The organism is Stenotrophomonas sp. INTA L402-1 (assembly GCF_059295135.1).
In genome coordinates, this window is record NZ_JCAFWP010000045.1 from 1 (window position 1) to 18,253 (window position 18,253).

Consider the following 18,253-nt stretch of genomic DNA (forward strand, 5'->3'; position numbering starts at 1 on the left):
AGATGTGTATAAGAGACAGCCACAGGTTGAATCGAGGTTCCGGCACGACCCCCTCCCGCAGAGGGCTGCGCCGGACTGGACCGCTACCAGACAACGGAACCCGAATGGCAGAAAACGCCAAGGAAATCATCCAGGTCAACCTGGAAGACGAGATGCGCAAGAGCTACCTCGATTACGCCATGAGCGTGATCGTGGGCCGCGCGCTCCCGGATGCGCGCGATGGCCTCAAGCCGGTGCATCGCCGCGTACTGTTCGCGATGAACGAACTCAACGCGCACAGCAACAAGCCTTACTTCAAGTCGGCGCGTATCGTCGGTGACGTCATCGGTAAGTACCACCCGCATGGCGATCAGTCGGTGTACGACACGCTGGTGCGCCTGGCACAGCCGTTCTCGCTGCGTTACATGCTGGTCGATGGCCAGGGTAACTTCGGCTCGATCGATGGCGACTCCGCCGCGGCGATGCGATACACCGAAGCGCGCATGTCGCGCCTCGCGCATGAGCTGATGGCGGACATCGACAAGGAAACCGTCGATTTCCAGCCCAACTACGACGAGAAGGAACTGGAGCCGACGGTCATGCCGACCCGGTTCCCGAACCTGCTGGTCAACGGTTCGGCCGGTATCGCGGTGGGCATGGCGACCAACATCCCGCCGCACAACCTGAGCGAATCGATCAACGCCTGCATCGCGCTGATTGATAATCCGGAAATCGATGTCGACGGCCTGATGGAGTACATCCCGGGCCCGGATTTCCCGACTGCCGGCATCATCAATGGCACTGCCGGCATCGTCGCCGGCTATCGCACCGGCCGCGGCCGTGTGCGCATCCGTGCCAAGGCCGATATCGAAGTGGCCGACAACGGCCGCGAATCGATCATCGTCACTGAAATTCCTTACCAGGTGAACAAGGCGCGTCTGATCGAGAAGATCGCCGAGCTGGTCAAGGAAAAGAAGATCGAAGGCATCAGCGAGCTGCGCGATGAGTCCGACAAGGACGGCATGCGCATCTACATCGAGATCAAGCGCGGTGAATCTGCCGAGGTTGTGCTGAACAACCTGTACCAGCAGACGCAGATGGAATCGGTGTTCGGCATCAACATGGTGGCGCTGGTCGATGGCCGCCCGCAGTTGATGAACCTCAAGCAGATGCTGGAGGCGTTCGTCCGCCACCGTCGCGAAGTGGTCACCCGTCGCACCGTGTTCGAGCTGCGCAAGGCGCGCGCCCGTGCCCACGTGCTGGAAGGCCTGACCGTTGCGCTGGCCAACATCGACGAGATGATCGAGCTGATCAAGACCTCGCCGAACCCGAATGAAGCACGCGAGCGCATGCTGGCGCGCGTGTGGGAGCCGGGCCTGGTCGGTGCGATGCTGGGTGCCGCCGGTGCCGAAGCCTCGCGCCCGGAAGACCTGCCCAAGGGCGTGGGCCTGATCGAGGGCGGCTACCAGCTGACCGAGATCCAGGCCACCCAGATCCTGGAAATGCGCCTGCACCGCCTGACCGGGCTGGAGCAGGACCGCCTGACCGACGAGTACAAGCAGCTGCTGGAAGTGATCGCCGGGCTGATCCACATCCTGGAAGATCCCGACCGCCTGCTGCAGGTGATCCGCGAGGAGCTGGTCAACGTCAAGGCCGAGTTCGGCGATGAGCGTCGTACCGAAATCCGCCACAGCGAAGAAGACCTGGACATCCTCGACCTGATCGCGCCGGAAGACGTGGTGGTCACCGTGTCGCATGCCGGTTACGTGAAGCGGCAGCCGGTGAGCGTGTACCGCGCACAGCGCCGTGGCGGCCGTGGCCGCAGTGCGGCAGCGACCAAGGAAGAGGATTTCATCGAACAGCTGTGGCTGGTCAACACGCACGATACGCTGCTGACCTTCACCAGCTCGGGCAAGGTGTTCTGGCTGCCGGTCTACCAGCTGCCCGAAGCCGGTTCCAATGCCCGCGGCCGTCCGATCATCAACTGGATCCCGCTGGAGCCGGGCGAACGCGTGCAGGCCGTGCTGCCGGTGCGCGAATACGCCGATGGCCAGTTCGTGTTCTTCGCCACCAAGAACGGTACGGTCAAGAAGACCCCGCTGGGCGAGTTCGCCTTCCGTCTGGCGCGCGGCAAGATCGCAATCAATCTGGACGAGGGCGATGCCCTGGTCGGCGTCGGCCTGACCGATGGCGAGCGCGACATCCTGCTGTTCGCCTCCAACGGCAAGACCGTGCGCTTCGGTGAAGACAAGGTCCGCTCGATGGGCCGTACCGCAACCGGCGTGCGTGGCATCAAGATGCCGGCCGGCGAGGAAGTGGTCAGTCTGATCGTGGCCGAGAGTGCCGGTGGCAGCGAGGATGAGAACGAGGACGACAACGGTGTCGAGGAAACCGCAGCCAATGGCGATGCGGTGATCGACGGCGCCGATGACGCCAGCGTGCAGTACATCCTCACCGCCACCGAGAACGGCTACGGCAAGCGCACCCCGCTGCCGGACTACCCGCGCAAGGGCCGTGGCACGCAGGGCGTGATCGGCATCCAGACCACCGAGCGCAACGGCAAGCTGGTCGCCGCAGTGCTGATGGGCTCCAGCGACGAAGTGCTGCTGATCTCCGATGGTGGCACCCTGGTGCGTACGCGTGGCTCGGAAATCAGCCGCGTTGGCCGCAACACCCAGGGCGTGACCCTGATCCGCCTGTCCAAGGACGAGAAGCTGCAGGCGGTGGAGCGCATGGATGCCTCGATCGACGAGGACGAGGACGAGGTGGCCGTCGCCGCCCCGGCCGCGACCGACGGCGCACCGGCGGCTGCCAGCAGCGAGGACGCCGCGCAGGAGTGATCCTGCCGCGAGCCTGAGGTACCCGACGACGCCGGCCCTGTGCCGGCGTCGTCGTATCCGGATGCCGCACATACGCGCGCGCTTCACGCAGGCGGTGGGATAACGGCGCATGCTGCCACCGGAGATCGACGATGTCCGCCACGCCGCAGTCCGCTCCTGCACCCGTTCGCGCCTCCCGGCATCCCCTTGTCACCGTGCTGTCGCTGCTGCTGGTCGTGCTCGGCCTGGTCATCGGCGGGCTCGGTGCGTGGCTGCTCAGCCTTGGCGGCTCGGCGTACTACGCCATCGCCGGGCTCGGCCTGCTGGCCAGCGGCATCCTGTTGTTCGGCAACCGCCGCAGCGGTGCATTGCTGTATGCGCTGGTGTTCATCGGCACGCTGCTGTGGACCTGGTGGGAGTCAGGCAGCGACTACTGGCGCTGGGTGCCACGGCTGGGCCTGGTGACCGCACTCGGCATCGTGCTGGCCTTGCTGGCGCCCACCTTGCACGAGCCGGTCTCCAAACGCCTGTCGCGCAGCGTGGCGGGTGTGCTGATGCTGGTGTTCGTAGCCGCCTTCGGCCTGGCCTTTGCGCCGCATGGTGAAGTGGATGGGCATCAGCCGTTCCCGGAAGGCGCGGTCAGCGCCGGACTGGAACCTACGCGTGATACCACGGGCCTGCAGCCGGCTGACCAGCCCGCCGAGGGCGACTGGCCGGCGTGGGGCCGCAGCAACGCCGCCACCCGCTATTCGCCGCTGCAGCAGATCACCCCGGCCAATGTGGCCACGTTGCAGCCAGCCTGGCAGTTCCGTACCGGCGATATGCCCAAGAATCGCTGGGGCGCGGAAACCACGCCGCTGAAGATCGGCGATCGCCTTTACCTGTGCACCGCGCGCAACCGCCTGATCGCACTCGATGCCGCCAGCGGCAAGGAACTGTGGCGCTTCGACCCCAAGGTGAAGGACGCTTCGATCCCGTACACCGCCGCCTGCCGTGGGGTGAGCTACTACGAGCAGCCCCGCACGCCGGTCCTTGCCGATGCCACGCTGGCCGATGCCGCGGCCGATCTGGCGTTGCCGGAACCGCTGCCCAGCGTCACCCGCAGTGCTGCGCCGGGCACCCGTCCGGCCTGCTGGGCGCGCATTATCGAAGGCACGCTGGACGGCCGCATCATCGCGGTGGACGCGGACAGCGGCCGCCCCTGCGCCAACTTCGGCAACAACGGCCAGGTCGACATCACCCTGGGCATGGGCGAGGTGCCACCGGGTTACGTGTCGATCACCTCGCCACCGGCCATCGTGCGTGGCGTGATCGTGACCGGTCACCAGGTGCTGGACGGGCAGCGCCGCGATGCGCCGTCGGGCGTGATCCAGGCCTACGATGCCATCACCGGCAAGCTGCGCTGGGCGTGGGACATGGACCAGCCCGAGCGCAGCGGTCTGCCGCCGCGCGAGCAGACTTATACGCGCGGCACGCCCAACATGTGGACCACCGCCACCGGTGATGAGGCGCTGGGCCTGGTCTACCTGCCGCTGGGCAATTCCGCGGGTGACTACTGGAGCGGCTCACGCACGGAAACCCAGAACCGCTATGCGACGTCACTGGTGGCGATCGACGTGGCCACCGGCAAGCCGGTCTGGCATTTCCAGGCGGTGCGCAAGGACGTGTGGGATTACGACCTGGGTTCGCAGGCCAGCCTGATCGATTACCCGACCGCTGCCGGCAAAGTGCCGGCGATCCTGTTGCCGACCAAGCAGGGCGACATCTACATCCTCGACCGCCGCAACGGCCAGCTTCTGACCGCGGCCGAAGAGCGCAAGGTGCCCATCGGTGGTGTTGAACCCGAGCAGCGCTCGCCCACGCAACTGTTCTCGCTGTATCACACGTTGCGCCGCGAGCATGAGCTGACCGAGCGCGACATGTGGGGCATCACCCCGATCGACCAGCTGGTCTGCCGCATCCAGTTCCGCAAGGCCTACTACGAAGGGTTCTACACGCCGCCGAGCAGCGAGCGCCATTCCATCGAGTACCCCGGCTACAACGGCGGCTCGGACTGGGGCAGTGTGTCCATCGATACGCGCCGCGGTGTGATCGTGGCCAACTACAACGACATGCCGAACTACAACCGGCTGGTGCCACGCGCGGAGGCCGACCGGCTGGGCTGGCTGCCGCGCGAAAAGATCCGGTTCGACAAGGGCGGAGCAGAAGGCGCGGGTGACCCGCAGGTGGGCACGCCCTACGCCATCCAGGTCAATGCCGGTTGGCGCCTGCCGTTCACCGGTTTGCTGTGCAAGCAGCCGCCCTATGGCGGCATCCGTGCCATCGACCTGCGCACCGGCAAGCTGCTGTGGGACCGTCCGTTCGGCAGTGCGCGCGGCAACGGACCGTTCGGCATCCGCTCCGGCCTGCCGATCGAGATCGGCACGCCGAACAATGGCGGTTCGGTGGTGACTGCCAGCGGACTGATCTTCATCGCCGCCGCCACCGATGACCTGCTGCGTGCCATCGACCTGAAGACCGGCAAGGAGCTGTGGCACGCCAAGTTGCCTGCTGGCGGCCAGGCCACGCCGATGGTGTACGCGCAGGGCGGGCGCCAGTACGTGGTGATCATGGCCGGCGGCCACCATTTCATGGAAACCCCGAACGGCGATTACGTGATGGCCTTCGCCCTGCCGAAATAGCGGCTGCCGGCCTGAACACGGCATGCGGGGCTGTGACCGCTGTCGCTGAAGTTGCGCTGGCGAGCGGGCAGCATCCATCATCGGAACAGGACGGGGCCGGCCAACGCCCCCAGGGAAGGAAACGCATGCTGAACTCTGAACGCCTGCCGGGGCGCGTCACCCGGTTGCTGGCAGGACTGCTTCTGCTTGGCCCGTGCCTGGGGGCAAGCGCGCAGGCGTCACCCCAGCCCGCCGTACGCAAGGTACCCAGCGGTGCCGAACTGATCGCGGGCGATGCGCGCTATCTGAGCCCCGCCCATGCGCCCTGCATGGCGGCTGCGGGCAACGCGCTGGACGCCCAGCGTCGTTGTGCCGACGCTGAATTCAAGGTGCACGACGATGCGCTCAACGCCGCCTACAGCGCGGCGCGCTCCGCGCTGACGGCCAGTGACCAGCAGGTGCTGCGCGACCTGCAGCGGAAATGGCTGCGCCAGCGCGACAGTCGCTGCCCGGAAGGTGGCACGGCCGTTGTCCAGCTGGATGCACAGCAGTGCCGCACGCACATGACCCTGCTGCGTGCCCGCCAGTTGCAGGGCGGCGGTGCGGCGGCGCTGGTGGCGGAAGCCAAGGCGGCCCCGGCGCCCGCGCAGGCCGCTGTGCATACCGCCGATGCCGCGCCCGACAAACAGGGCAGGATCGTCCTGCGGCCCGGCGAGGGCAGGATCACGCCTGCACTGCAGGTGGGTTTCCAGGTGGCCGATTGCAGTGGCACCGACAACGTGACGACCTGCCGGGTGCGCAGCATGAGCGTGACCCGTGGCGGGCGCAACGTGGCGGTCACGGGCGTGCAGCCGCGCCTGACCCGCGCCGGCGCCGACGGCCGGGGGGCGGCCGCCGTGCTGCTGACCGCTTCGGATTTCAATGGCGATGGCGTGCCGGACCTGCAGGTATGGCAGGACAACAACGGTGTCTACAACGTTCCGGTGCATGCGTTCTATCTGTTCGACGCCAAGGGCAACCGCTATGTGCGTGCCAAGGCATTGGAAGCGGCCATCGGTGGGCGCGACATCGACCATATCGATAATGGCCGGTTCGTGCTGCGTGCGAAGGTCAGCCCGTGCGAGCGCGAGGACAAGGTCATCCAGCTGCGCGGAACCGAGCCGCACACGCTGCTGCAGCGACGCTATGACACCTGCAGGGGCGAGGCCCCTACCGAATCGGACCTGCTGAAGTAGGCCGTCCCCTGACGAACGGATGCGTTCCGGAACTGGAGAGCTGAAGGATGAGCGAAGGCTATGGAAAAGGTGGGGTGGGCTTCGGCCTGACCCGGGACCAGTCGGTCGAGATGATCGTGCGTACCTGCATCGACAACGGCATTACCGACCATCGGCAGATTGCCTATGTGCTGGCCACGGCGCAGCACGAATCGCGTGATTTCGCCGCACCCGAGGAAGACTGGGGCAGGAAGCAGGCGGTGGATCTGCGCTACTTCGGTGGCGAGGAGTATTTTGGCCGGGGCTTTGCCCACCTTACCCACGTCAACAACTACGAGCGGCTGGGTGAGGCCCTGGGAATGGGCCGCGAGCTGGTCGAGCATCCGGAACGGGCAGCCCAGGCGGAAATCGCCACCAAGGTGCTGGTGGTGGGGATGCGCGATGGCATGTTCGGCGCGCGGTTGTCCGACAACGTCAACGCCAACCATGCCGACTACCGGCAGGCGCGGGCCTCGGTCAATGGCGGTGAGCTGATCAACGGCAGTCCTTATCCGGACGCCATCGCCACGCTGGCCACTGGATGGGAATCCCAGGTCGCCGGCCTGGTCCAGCGTGTGCAGCAGCCAGGCTTCCAGATGCCGGTGCCAACCCTCCAGGCGCCCGCCGGGGCGTTGGACCTGCACCGGGGTGACGCCAACCAGCAGGTGCTGGAAGCGCAGCAGTACCTGCAGCGGCTGGACATCCGCAACAACGCCAATGCCGCGATCAAGCCCGACGGTGATTTTGGCACCTCCACCGAGCAGGCCGTGCGCCGCTTCCAGACCGCGCGGGGCATCAGTCCGGCCAATGGCCGCATCGACGATGCATTGCTGGAGCGCATGCGCACCGACACGCTGGCGGTCGATCCGGACTTCAAGCGCCGTACGGTGACCGACCTGACCGGGCCGCTGGCCGACGGCAACCTGGGGCCCGGTGAGAAGGGCGAGCCGGTGTTCGAGATGCGCCGCCAACTGGAAGCGTTGGGGTACCTGACCGAACCGGATCCACGTGTCGAGCGCGAGGCGCGCACGTTTGATGCCGGCATGCAGACGGCCATGCGCACCTTCCAGCAGGACTACGGCCTGCCGTTGCGCCCGGGCGGCATCATCGACGCGGATGCGCGCCGGCAGTTGAACGATGCTGCCGTCGCTCGCGAGCATGCGCCGACCACCGAGTTCGACCGCGCGGAGAACTGGCCGCCGCAACGTCCGCCCTATACGCGGGCGGAGTTCCAGCCGGAGCAGGTGCAGGCGCGGCAGCAGGCGGCGGCGAATCCACCGGTCGCTGGTCCGGCCACGCCGGAGCCCACATCGTGGCCCAATGGCGTGGAATCGCTGTCGCCCAGGGATGCAGCGCTGTTCGAGCGCATCCGCCAGGGGGCGCCTGGCAGCATCGGCGACGAGCACGTGATGCAGGCGGTACTGGAATCCAAGCGCAATGGCATCGACGATGCCGGGCGCGTCGACCGGGTGATGATGGCCGGAGATCGCCTGTGGGTCGCCGGGTTGATTCCAGGTGAGCGCGCCAGCGTGGATACGGCGCAGCCCGCGCGCTCGATGGAGGACACGGTGAACGATCTGTCCACCGATAACCGGCAGCGCGAGCACCAGCTCGCCCTCGACAGCCGCCAGCATGAGAGCCGCGGGCCTTCAATGGCCTGAGCCTGCGGCAGCGACGCGCCCGTTGTGGGCCTGTCGCTGCCGCCAGGGGATTACAGCGTCACCACCACCTTGCCGATCTGCTCGTTCGATTCCAGGTAACGGTGTGCGTCCTTGATCTGCGCGAACGGGAACACCCTGGCGATCTTCGGTGCCAGCGTGCCCTTGTCCAGGCCATCGACGATGAACGCCTTGGCACGCGCCAGCGCGGCATCGTCGGAGACGATTTCCGAGTACAGGTAGCCCTTCAGCGTCAGCGACTTGCCCAGCACGTTGAACAACGGGAACGGAGTGGGTTCGCTGCTCAGTGCGCCGTACTCCAGCAGGATGCCGCCACGCGCCATCGCCTCGGTCAGCGGCACGAACTGCGGGCCACCGATCGGATCGAACACCACGCGGGCACCGGCACCGCCGGTGATGCGCGCCACTTCGGCTGCCAGGTCCTGCTCCTCGGTGGCGATGACATGGGTGGCGCCGGTATCGAGCAACGCCTGGCGCTTGCCCGGACCACGCGTTACTGCGATCGGCGTGGCACCCACTGCATTGGCGATCTGGATCGCGGCCAGGCCGACGCTGCTGCTGGCAGCGGTGATGATGACGAAATCCCCGGCGGACAGATGCGCCTGCTCCAGCAGCGCACCCCAGGCGGTGACGTACTGCATCCACACCGCGGCGGCCGTTTCAAAGTCCAGTGCCTGCGGGTGCTTGACCACCAGTCGTGCCGGCACGTTGGCCAGTTCGCCGTAGGTGCCCCAGCGGGCGATATCCAGCGGCGGTACCACGCTGACCGCATCGCCCGCGGCGAATCCGCTCACGGCACTGCCGATGGCTTCGACCACGCCGGCCGCTTCGTAGCCCAGCCGGCTGGGGAACTGCGCCTCCTGCAGGTAGGCGCCGTTGCGGAACATCACCTCGGCGCGGTTCAGGCCGATGGCCTTGACCCGGATCTGGACTTCGTCGGCGGCGGGGGCGGGGACGTCGATGTCGTCGATGCGCAGTACATCGGCATTGCCGTATTCGTGGATGCGGACAATCTGGCTCATGGGGGCTCCTGGGCAAGGCCGGCGCTGGGGCCGGCGGAAAGGTGAGGGCTACTGTGCGCGTGGCCTGCATCCAGAATAAGGGGTAATCTGGCGTTTCATTGAAAAACAATTGTTTGCAATGGACCTGATCGCTCCCCTGCGTACATTCGTCAAAGTGGCCGAGGTCGGCTCCTTCGCCGCGGCTGCCGACGCGCTGGACCTGTCGCCACAGCTGGTCGGCAAACACGTGCAGTCGCTGGAACACCACCTGGGCGTGCGCCTGCTCAACCGCACCACGCGCAAGCAGAGCCTGACCGACTTCGGCCAGGCCTATCTGGCCCGTGCGCGGGTGATCCTGGAAGAAGTGGAGGCGGCCGAGCAACTGGCCGAAGTGGCGCGCGGGCGGCCGATGGGGCGCCTGCGCATCAGCGCACCGGTCACCTTCGGCGTGCACGCGCTGGGCCCGGCGGTGGTGGCTTACCTGCAGCAGTACCCGGACGTGCAGGTCGATCTGAACCTGTCCAACAGCCTGGTGGATATCGTTGAAGACGGCTTTGACCTGGTGTTCCGCACCGGCGATCTGGCCGACAGCGGGTTGGTGGCGCGACGGTTGGGGCCGTATCCGCTGGCGCTGTGTGCGTCGCCGGGTTATCTCGCTTCACGTCCGGCCATTACCCATCCGACCGATCTGAGCCGACACGAGTGCCTGGGATTCGCACATTCGATCATCCGCACGCGCTGGAGTTTCCGCGATACCGATGGCAGCGTGCTGACCGTGCCGGTGTCCAGCCGCTTCCTGGTCAATCAGGCCGAGCCGTTGCTGACCGCCGCCATCGGAGGGCTGGGGCTGATCCTGCAACCGCACGAAATGCTGGCCGGAGCATTGGCGCGTGGTGAACTGGTGGAAGTGCTGCCGGCGTACGTGCCGGTGTCGACCTGGATCAACCTGGTGTATCCACGCGATCGCCAGCTGACACCCAAGCTGCGCAGCTTCCTCGACTTCTGCGTGGCGTGGTTCAACGAACAGACCATGGCACGGCGATAGCGCGACCATCGGTTAGCATGGTTTCCATCAACCGCGAAGGATCGCCCCCTCATGTCGCCTCCATGGCCGGAACGCCTCGCGCGTTTCATGCTGCCGGTACTGCCCGCATTGCTGTTCGGCACCCGTCTGCTGGGTGCCGAAGGTCCAGCGCAGGCGCTGGCGGAGTGGGAGGCGCACGGCCGTGCCGACGGCCTGGCCCGACCTGACGCGGTCTGCCAGGACTTCCTGCAGGCAATGGGACGGAAACCCGAAGGACTGGAATACACCGGCTGCAGCCAGGACGATGCGTCCTACATCAAGCCGATGGAAGCCCACTATCGGGTTGCGGGTGCCGGGGCAGCGAAGGTCGAAGCCTTCCTGCACGCAACGTTCGGCCTGCCTGCGTTGCGTTACGTCTGCTGCGGTTGGAGCAACGGTGCACCCTATTACTGGCGCGAAGGTCCGGACGCGGTGAGGTACCAGATCGGCATGGGCGTGGAATCCCTGCCGCACGCGCGGAGCGAATGGCATCGCATCGAGGCATTCAATGTAACGGTTGAGGTATTTCGGCAGAGTCCCTAGCGCCGATGCGGCGGACGCAGCCTTGTCATTCCGGCACCCGCACCATCTTCGTCATCAAGTGTTCCACCACACCCGCCGGCTCTGCCGTGCGGCCCACATGCGTGCTCGACATCTGCACGACCGAGCTGCGCTTGGCGGTGAGGAAATGGAAGCGCGCGCGCGCCGGCAGCTGCGCGATCGGCCCGGCGCTGGCATCGCCGCGGCAGATCGCCACGATCGCATCCAGCCATGGCTGCAGCGCCTCCTGGTCCAGCGCTGGCGCGAAGGCGTGCAGGCGTGCCGGATCGATCTCGATGGCCGCCTCCAGATGACGCGCGCCGGGACAGGAGACGATCACCCCGACGTTGATGAATTCCTCGCGCTCCACCCGCGGTACCACGCGGATGACGGCGTAGTCATACGTGTGCAGCGTGGGCACGGATGGCCTCCTGCACGAACACCGCACGCACTTTCAGGCGGTGCTTGAGGTAGTTGATATAACCCTGCCGGTAGGCCTGCGGGCTGTCGAACGCGGGCTCATTCACCAGCCAGCTGTCCGGCACCAGGCCGACGATGCGCTCGATCTCGGCATCGGTCAGGTGCGCGGCCAGCTCGGCATCCACTTCGGCGATGCGGCTGGCGAACGACAGCAGCACATGGTCGCGGATCAGCACGAACGGCTTTTCGCAGGCATCGCCAGCATTGGCCCAGTCGTGATGGAAGTACATGGCCGCACCGTGGTCGATCAGGTACAGCTTTCGATGCCACACCATCAGGTTGGGATTGCGCGTGGTGCGATCGACATTGCTGGTGAACGCATCGAACCAGACGATGCGCGAGGCCAGGTCGGCATCCACCGGCATCGCCGCCGGGTCGTAGTTGATCGCACCGGGCAGGTAGTCCAGGCCCAGGTTCAAACCTTCACTGGCGCGTATCAGTTCCTGGATCTCCGGGTCGGGCTCGGTGCGGGCGAACTCGCGGTCCAGCTCCACGAACAGGATCTCCGGAATCGGCAGGCCCAGCGTGCGCGCCATTTCGCCGGCGATCAGCTCGGCGATCAGCGCCTTCGGGCCCTGGCCGGCGCCACGGAACTTCAGCACGGCCATGCCGTCGTCGTCGGTCTCGACCACGGCCGGCAGGGAGCCACCTTCCCGCAAGGGGGTGATGTAGCGGAGGGCATGTACGGTGCGCATGCGCGCATTCTAGCGTGGGTGCCGCCAAGGGAGCGCCGGGCGCGTCCCGGCGGCTCCATGTCGTTCCCCGTCAGTGCGTCAGCGCGCCGCGCTGCTGCTCCTGCACGCGGACCTGTTCCTGCGTGGCCTGATCGGCCTGCCGCTGGTTGACCACGGCAAGCGTATCCAGGCTGTCCTGCACCGGACGCTGGGCGGCCTCGGCAGTGGGTGATGAGGCGCGCAGCGAGGCCGGATCATCCAGCGGCCCCTTCACCACAAAGATGTTCTGTGCCGCGCCCGCACCCTCGGTCTGGCGGCTGAGCACCACATGGTCGACCCGGTCCAGCCCGTTTTCGCGGGCCAGCACCAGCAGGCTGGCACTCAGGCGCTCGCTGGACGCATCGAAACTGCGTCCGTTGGCAGCATCCAGCTCAGCTACCTTGCCGCGGATCTGCTCGTGCAGCGAACGGTCACGGCCTTCCGCAAGCAGCGTCGGTAAGCCATCGCCCTCCACCGCATGCTGTGTGGTGATCGGCACATGCGTATGCGTGCCCTCAGTGTGGTCGAAGTAATGCAGCGTCGACGGCGAGGTACTGGTATCGAAGTAGGGCTGGCGCGGGGGCGAGCCCTCGCCGAGGTTGAGCCCGTTCTGCTCCAGCAGGCGCTCATCCAGGCCCAGCTTCTTCATGTTCACTTCCATCCGGCTGACGCCATCGGGCGCTGGATTCGCGGCCTCGAATCCGCTGGCCAGTCCGATCGCCAGGGCGCCGTAGAAATTCTGGTAGTCCGAATTCCCATGATGGCCCAGGCCGGTGCTGACGCCCTGATCGTAATAGTGCCTGGCCATTCCCTCGATGTTGGCTGCGGTGGGGGAGATGGTCAGGTCCGCATTGAGGGTCAGCTCCGGGTGCGGGGCATAGGTGATCGGCGGGCCGGGTCGCGACTGGATGACATCTGTCGAGCGGGTGCTGGCTTCATACAGGTCGCGCAGGGTAGCGTCCGGGTTGTTGGCACGTACCTGGCTGACCAGCGCATTCCAGCCTGCGATGTTCGAAGAAGCCTCATCGCGGCGGTTGGCCGCGAGCAGGGTGCCGATGGCCTCGGTGTAATCATGGCTCGTTGTACGGCCCGCGACCTGCTCCACGTCGGCTTCGAACTGCACGTAGGCGCGCTCGACATCAGCATCGTTGAAGCCGTGCTGGATCTCGTGACCGAGCACAAAGGCAACCTCGGCCGCGTCGAACCTGTCCGGGGCCGACGGGGTCGACAAGCTGCTGGCGGGCAGGTTGATGGATTTCGTGCCGGTCTCGTAGGTGCCACCCGCGTTGCTTGTGGCGGGCAACAGTTCGAAGCGTTGCAGGTAGCCTGCCGCGATGGCGGCGTCCACCTGCTTTGCCAGCACGGGCGAGCCCGCGATGACGCTGCGCAGGTTGTCGACCTGGTCGCTGGTGACGTCGGTCTTGCCGGCGAACTCGCCCAGCAGGCGTTCCGTTTCTGCGGAAAGGGTCATCATTGATGTCTCCCCTTACTGCACGGTGACAAGACGCACGCAGGCATGCGTGGCGTCGCCAAGGGCGTGGGGGTTCTCGGGCATCGTGTCGACCTTGATGCTCAGCTGCGGTCGATCGAAGCGATCGTAGATCACCCGGCCGTGTTCGCCGCGCACCGTCTCGCGCTTGAAGCCGGCGGCATCCAGTGCCGAAGCGAAGTGATTGAAGTCGACCTGGCAGATCGCCGCGGCCGAGGCTTTGCGATCGCTGCTGGTGTCCATGAAGTTCAGGTCCAGCCGCGCGTCGGCAGTGCCGGCCCGCTGCACTTCCAGTCCATAGCCCCATTCCGGTGTCAGCGTGCCGCCATAGCCGAAGTGGCCGGGGCCGAAGACCTGCGCCGGCGCCTGCATTGCCGCGGACAGGCGCTCGGCGGTGAGCTCGCGGGTGGAGGTCGTGACCTTGATCAGGTCCAGCAGGCGCAGCAGCAACTGCTCGGCATTGAGCGGGGAGGGCGAAGTGGTCTCGGATACGGCGGGGGCCATGGTGTCGGTTCCTTGAGAAGTCGGCGTGCGGTCGGCGGCATGTGCGCAGGCGCAGAGCGTGGCCGCTGAAAGTGCGAGCGTCCACGGTCGTATGAATGCGTACCGGGGCATGTGCGTTCCTTGCAGATTGAAGGCTGACCCTAGGGCCAGCCGGATGAAGCAGAGGTTAAGCGTAATCGAGGCACCCGAATGCGTTACAAAAGGTGAACGGGTGCGCATTCTTCACTTGACCATTCCGCGCGAGATGTCAGCATCGGGTCCATGGAGCATCAACTTCGCGTGTGACCTTCAACAGGAGGCCGTCATGCAACAACTGCGCAGCTGTCACGCTTTACCCTGCATGCACTGCAACGCGTGGTGTTGACCCTGGTCTGATACGGCCACTTTGCCGGCACGGATGGCCGCCACCCACAGCATCTGCCACTGTTCACCCGATGCGGTCCCGGCATGCTCTTGCCGGCCCTGCAATACAGACATACGCCCGCCAGATTGTCCCCTGCGTTGCCCGATGGCCTTCGCAGCGCAGAGGCTGGCTTGTCCATGATGATCCTGCAGGCTTTGGAGGTGCACCGATGAGCGACCAATACGAACGAATGCTGCCGGCCCTGGACGACGCCAAGGTCGAGGAAATGATCGGAAAACTGGTGCTGGTCGGGGTGACCCGCTACGGCGGCGACGGCCAGGTGCAGGGACTGGAGCAGTACGCGGGAACGGTGCTGCGCATCAGTGCCGATGAAGGCGTGGTGCTGGCCGACGAGAACGATGGCCACGAGCGTTATCTGCCGCCGATGCTCGACCAGTACCTGCCGGCCCAGCCGGGAGAGTACCGGATGAGCAACAGCGGCATGATCGTGGTCGACCCGGACTATCTCACCGCCTGGGACCTGCACGCCCAGCAGTAGTGCCAGGCCAAGTCTGGCAGGTGCCTGCAGCTCCCCGGCACCTGCCGGAGCTGCACTTTGCCCCATCCGGCCACTAGCCCTTCCGGCCCATTCACGACAACCCCTGCGGTGCTAGATTCGGGGCCATGCCCGATTCCGGGTACCCATTCACACCCAGGGGATAAGGATGCTGATCCGTCGAACCTCTCTGGCGGCGGCTGTTGCCGTTGCCACCGTCGGCCTGCTGGCCGCAGGCCCGGCGCTTGCCGATTACGCGAAGCCGCCGGAACACCTGCTCAAGGTGCTGAAGGCACCGCCGCCGCCGGCACCGAACGTGGCCCCGGGCGGCCAGCGCCTGCTGCTGACCACCGCGCAGACCTACCCGTCGATCAGCCGCGTCGCCCAGCCGTACCTGAAGCTGGCCGGTGTACGTCTGGAGCCGAAGAACCGCAGTCGCCATGACACTCCCGGCGGCTACGGTATTCCGGCCTGCGTGGCCGACTTCACCCTGGTCGATATCGGCAGCGGCAAGGAAACCAAGGTCAACCTGCCACAGGGCTGCGCCACTGGCGCGCTGTGGTCGGCCGACGGCAGCCATTTCGCCTTCCAGAATGCGGTCGATACCAGCGTGCAGCTGTGGGTGGGCGATGCGGCCACCGGCCAGGTGAAGCAGGTGCCGAACGTGCAGCTGAACCCGATCTTCGGCTACACCGTGCAGTGGCTGGGTGGCAGCCAGAACCTGCTGGTGAAACTGGTGCCGGCCAATCAGGGTCCGTCGCCGTCCAACGGTGGCGTGCCGACCGGTCCGGATGCGCAGGAGTCGCTGGGCAGCAGCGGTGAAAGCAGCACCTATGAGGTCCGCGACACGCTGACCAGCGTGCATGACGAAAAGCTGTTCGCTTACTACGGCGCCTCGCAGTTGGCCGTGGTCGACACTGCCGCGGGCAGCGTGCGCCCGGTCGGGCAGCCGGCGCTGTTCAACGAGGTCAGCGCCGCGCCCGATGGCGTGCACGTGCTGACCGAGTCGATCAAGGCACCGTACTCGCATGCCGTGACCTACCAGCGTTTCGCCAATGATGTGGCAGTGCTGGATATCAGCAACGGCCGCAGCACGCCGATCGCCAGCCTGCCGTTGGCCGACCGCGTGCCGGTGCACGGCGTGCCGGAGGGCCCGCGCGGTTTCGACTGGCGTGCCACCGATCCGGCCACCCTGGTCTACGCCGAAGCGCTGGACAAGGGCGACTGGAAGGTCAACGTGCCGCATCGTGACCGCGTGCTGATGCTGAAGGCCCCGTTCAACGGCAAGCCGACCGAAATCACCCGTACCGCACAGCGCTTCGAAGGTTTTGCATGGACCGCTGATCCGGCCGTGGCTTTCCAGTATGAGAACGACGAGAACCGCCACTGGGTGCAGACCCGCATCGTCGATGTGGACCAGCCGAAGAAGGAAGGCCGCCTGCTGTGGGACATGTCCAGCGATGAGCTGTACGGCAACCCCGGCAACCTGGTCTTCACCCGCCTGCCGAATGGCGCGCAGGTCGTGCGTCAGGACGGCAACCACGTGTTCCTCAGCGGCCGTGGTGCCTCACCGCAGGGCGATCGCCCGTTCCTGGACCGCCTGGACCTGGGTACGCTGAAGAGCGAGCGCTTGTTCCGCAGCAGCGCCGATGCCTACGAACAGTTCCTCGGTTTCAGCAACACGCCGGGCCGCTACCTGACCTGGCACCAGTCGGTGATCGATCCGCCGAACGCCTTCATCCGCCAGCAGGGTGAGGCAGTGGCCGATGCGAAGGCCGGCGAGGCGCAGTTCGCGTCGACCACGACCGCGCTGACCAAACTGGTCGACCCGACCCCGGAAGTGCGTCAGATCAAGAAGCAGCTGGTGACCTACAAGCGTGCCGACGGCGTGGACCTGTCGTTCACCCTGTACACGCCGCCCGGCTACAAGGAAGGTCAGCGCGTACCGGCGATCCTGTACGCCTACCCGGCCGACTTCGCCAACGCCGCGCAGGCGGGGCAGGTGTCCGGTTCGCAGCAGACCTTCACCCGCCTGCAGCCGTACCGCCTGATGCTGCTGGCCGGCTACGCGATCATCGACAACGCCTCGTTCCCGATCGTGGGCGACCCGAAGAATGCCTATGACACCTACCTGGAGCAGCTGGAAGCCGACGCCAAGGCGGCGGTGGACAAGGCCGTGGACATGGGCGTGGTCGACCGCAACCGCATCGGCGTGACCGGCCACAGCCACGGCGGCCTGATGACCGCCAACCTGATCGCGCACACCAACCTGTTCAAGGCCGGCGTGGCCACCAGCGGTTCGTACAACAAGACCTTTACCCCGTTCGGCTTCCAGAACGAGCGTCGCTCGGTATGGCAGGCGCAGGACGTGTACCTGAAGGCCTCGCCGTTCTTCTATGCCGACAAGATCAAGCTGCCGCTGCTGCTGGTCCACGGTGAGGACGATGCCAACCCGGGCACCGAGCCATTCCAGTCGCGCAAGCTGTACCAAGCGATCCGCGGCAACGGCGGCACCACCCGCCTGGTGATGCTGCCGAACGAGCCGCACTGGTACACCGCGCTGGAATCGAACGAGCAGCTGGTGTCGGAGATGCTGAACTGGTTCGACACCTACGTGAAGAACGCCAAGTAGCGTCGAGCGAGCTCGACTGCTTTGCACGAGGCCGCCTTCGGGCGGCCTTCCTGCATCCTGTAGAGCTGAGGCATGCTCGGCTGCTGTTCGCATGTAAACAGATGCACGTGCTCTGCAATCAACTGTGGAGACTCGGTAACGACGTGTTACCGGCACATTCGCATGCCACGCAAATGGTCTAGGCTGAACCTGATCGCTCGTTCCAGGTCGGTGCAATGAAAGCCATTCTCCTTGCTGCAACGTTGTCGTTGGCCCTGGTTTCAACGGCATATGCTCAGTCGTTTCCTGCTGAGCTGACGCAATTGGGCATCATCGCCGGCATGCCTTACGCCAAGGCCAAGCGCCTGCTGGATGCTGCAGGCTGGCAGGCGAAACCTGCGCAGGGCGCGCCGGAGTCGCTGGAGGGCTTTCCGGAAGTCGGATGCCAGAAGGACGGAAAGCAGTGTGCGACGACCTTCGAAAAGGACGGTCAACAGATCGCGGTGCGGCTGGGCACTACCCTGGCAGGGCAGCCGTTCGTGCAGAGCGCTGACTGAGCACCC

At 66.0% G+C, this 18,253-nt stretch carries 14 protein-coding genes; 9 read left to right on the forward strand and 5 right to left on the reverse strand.

The annotated features are described in order from the left end of the window. Positions 1-104: 104 nt before the first annotated feature. The 4 genes from gyrA to AC5O77_RS19225 all read left to right on the forward strand — a co-directional run bounded on the left by gyrA (position 105) and on the right by AC5O77_RS19225 (position 8,372). On the forward strand, positions 105-2,819 hold the full coding sequence (gene gyrA / locus AC5O77_RS19210) for a DNA gyrase subunit A (RefSeq protein WP_049400193.1): 2,715 nt from the start codon (positions 105-107) through the stop codon (positions 2,817-2,819). A 131-nt stretch (positions 2,820-2,950) separates the two neighbouring features. After that, entirely contained in the window at positions 2,951-5,479 is a 2,529-nt protein-coding gene (locus AC5O77_RS19215; RefSeq protein ID WP_478056897.1) for a membrane-bound PQQ-dependent dehydrogenase, glucose/quinate/shikimate family, read from the forward strand. Between the two features lie 125 nt (positions 5,480-5,604). Next, complete coding sequence (locus tag AC5O77_RS19220; protein ID WP_478056896.1) at positions 5,605-6,693, forward strand: lysozyme inhibitor LprI family protein; 1,089 nt, start codon at positions 5,605-5,607, stop codon at positions 6,691-6,693. Positions 6,694-6,740: 47 nt separating this feature from the next. After that, complete coding sequence (locus AC5O77_RS19225; protein ID WP_478056895.1) at positions 6,741-8,372, forward strand: peptidoglycan-binding domain-containing protein; 1,632 nt, start codon at positions 6,741-6,743, stop codon at positions 8,370-8,372. A gap of 50 nt (positions 8,373-8,422) precedes the next feature. Here AC5O77_RS19225 and AC5O77_RS19230 read toward each other — a convergent pair whose 3' ends face one another. Next, entirely contained in the window at positions 8,423-9,412 is a 990-nt protein-coding gene (locus AC5O77_RS19230) for a zinc-dependent alcohol dehydrogenase family protein (RefSeq protein WP_478056894.1), read from the reverse strand. A 118-nt stretch (positions 9,413-9,530) separates the two neighbouring features. Between AC5O77_RS19230 and AC5O77_RS19235 the strand changes: the two genes are divergently transcribed. Beyond that, the gene (locus tag AC5O77_RS19235; RefSeq protein ID WP_478056893.1) at positions 9,531-10,436 is read left to right on the forward strand and encodes a LysR substrate-binding domain-containing protein; all 906 of its coding nucleotides are present in this window, start codon (positions 9,531-9,533) and stop codon (positions 10,434-10,436) included. A 51-nt stretch (positions 10,437-10,487) separates the two neighbouring features. Then, positions 10,488-10,997 (forward strand): DUF4952 domain-containing protein, encoded by a 510-nt coding sequence (locus AC5O77_RS19240; RefSeq protein ID WP_478056892.1) that lies wholly within the window; start codon positions 10,488-10,490, stop codon positions 10,995-10,997. 25 nt (positions 10,998-11,022) lie between these two features. Here AC5O77_RS19240 and AC5O77_RS19245 read toward each other — a convergent pair whose 3' ends face one another. The 4 genes from AC5O77_RS19245 to AC5O77_RS19260 form a co-directional block, all read right to left on the reverse strand. Continuing rightward, a complete protein-coding gene (locus tag AC5O77_RS19245) occupies positions 11,023-11,415 on the reverse strand; it encodes a DUF3037 domain-containing protein (RefSeq protein WP_478056891.1) in 393 nt (130 codons plus the stop codon). Then, on the reverse strand, positions 11,393-12,169 hold the full coding sequence (locus tag AC5O77_RS19250; protein WP_071227479.1) for a HipA family kinase: 777 nt from the start codon (positions 12,167-12,169) through the stop codon (positions 11,393-11,395). The genes AC5O77_RS19245 and AC5O77_RS19250 overlap by 23 nt, the downstream gene beginning before the upstream one ends. 70 nt (positions 12,170-12,239) lie before the next feature. Beyond that, positions 12,240-13,658 carry an XVIPCD domain-containing protein gene (locus tag AC5O77_RS19255; protein ID WP_478056890.1) on the reverse strand — a complete coding sequence of 473 codons (1,419 nt, stop codon included), beginning with the start codon at positions 13,656-13,658 and terminating at the stop codon, positions 12,240-12,242. Between the two features lie 15 nt (positions 13,659-13,673). After that, entirely contained in the window at positions 13,674-14,180 is a 507-nt protein-coding gene (locus AC5O77_RS19260) for a hypothetical protein (RefSeq protein ID WP_223224724.1), read from the reverse strand. A 572-nt stretch (positions 14,181-14,752) separates the two neighbouring features. Here AC5O77_RS19260 and AC5O77_RS19265 point away from each other — a divergent pair. From AC5O77_RS19265 to AC5O77_RS19275, 3 genes are all read left to right on the forward strand, one after another. Beyond that, positions 14,753-15,082 carry a hypothetical protein gene (locus tag AC5O77_RS19265; protein ID WP_006376346.1) on the forward strand — a complete coding sequence of 110 codons (330 nt, stop codon included), beginning with the start codon at positions 14,753-14,755 and terminating at the stop codon, positions 15,080-15,082. Positions 15,083-15,248: 166 nt separating this feature from the next. Further along, positions 15,249-17,711 (forward strand): S9 family peptidase, encoded by a 2,463-nt coding sequence (locus tag AC5O77_RS19270; protein ID WP_478056889.1) that lies wholly within the window; start codon positions 15,249-15,251, stop codon positions 17,709-17,711. Between the two features lie 215 nt (positions 17,712-17,926). Beyond that, the gene (locus tag AC5O77_RS19275) at positions 17,927-18,247 is read left to right on the forward strand and encodes a hypothetical protein (RefSeq protein ID WP_182266377.1); all 321 of its coding nucleotides are present in this window, start codon (positions 17,927-17,929) and stop codon (positions 18,245-18,247) included. Positions 18,248-18,253: the final 6 nt, after the last annotated feature.

Excerpts from the sequence above, each read along its gene's own strand:
- AC5O77_RS19230 (WP_478056894.1), bottom strand. The coding sequence starts at position 9,412 with ATGAGCCAGATTGTCCGCATCCACGAATACGGCAATGCCGATGTACTG.
- AC5O77_RS19240 (WP_478056892.1), top strand. The coding sequence starts at position 10,488 with ATGTCGCCTCCATGGCCGGAACGCCTCGCGCGTTTCATGCTGCCGGTA.
- AC5O77_RS19250 (WP_071227479.1), bottom strand. The coding sequence starts at position 12,169 with ATGCGCACCGTACATGCCCTCCGCTACATCACCCCCTTGCGGGAAGGT.
- AC5O77_RS19270 (WP_478056889.1), top strand. The coding sequence starts at position 15,249 with ATGCTGATCCGTCGAACCTCTCTGGCGGCGGCTGTTGCCGTTGCCACC.
- AC5O77_RS19255 (WP_478056890.1), bottom strand. The coding sequence starts at position 13,658 with ATGACCCTTTCCGCAGAAACGGAACGCCTGCTGGGCGAGTTCGCCGGC.
- AC5O77_RS19260 (WP_223224724.1), bottom strand. The coding sequence starts at position 14,180 with ATGGCCCCCGCCGTATCCGAGACCACTTCGCCCTCCCCGCTCAATGCC.
- gyrA (WP_049400193.1), top strand. The coding sequence starts at position 105 with ATGGCAGAAAACGCCAAGGAAATCATCCAGGTCAACCTGGAAGACGAG.
- AC5O77_RS19235 (WP_478056893.1), top strand. The coding sequence starts at position 9,531 with ATGGACCTGATCGCTCCCCTGCGTACATTCGTCAAAGTGGCCGAGGTC.
- AC5O77_RS19275 (WP_182266377.1), top strand. The coding sequence starts at position 17,927 with ATGAAAGCCATTCTCCTTGCTGCAACGTTGTCGTTGGCCCTGGTTTCA.
- AC5O77_RS19215 (WP_478056897.1), top strand. The coding sequence starts at position 2,951 with ATGTCCGCCACGCCGCAGTCCGCTCCTGCACCCGTTCGCGCCTCCCGG.
- AC5O77_RS19225 (WP_478056895.1), top strand. The coding sequence starts at position 6,741 with ATGAGCGAAGGCTATGGAAAAGGTGGGGTGGGCTTCGGCCTGACCCGG.
- AC5O77_RS19220 (WP_478056896.1), top strand. The coding sequence starts at position 5,605 with ATGCTGAACTCTGAACGCCTGCCGGGGCGCGTCACCCGGTTGCTGGCA.
- AC5O77_RS19265 (WP_006376346.1), top strand. The coding sequence starts at position 14,753 with ATGAGCGACCAATACGAACGAATGCTGCCGGCCCTGGACGACGCCAAG.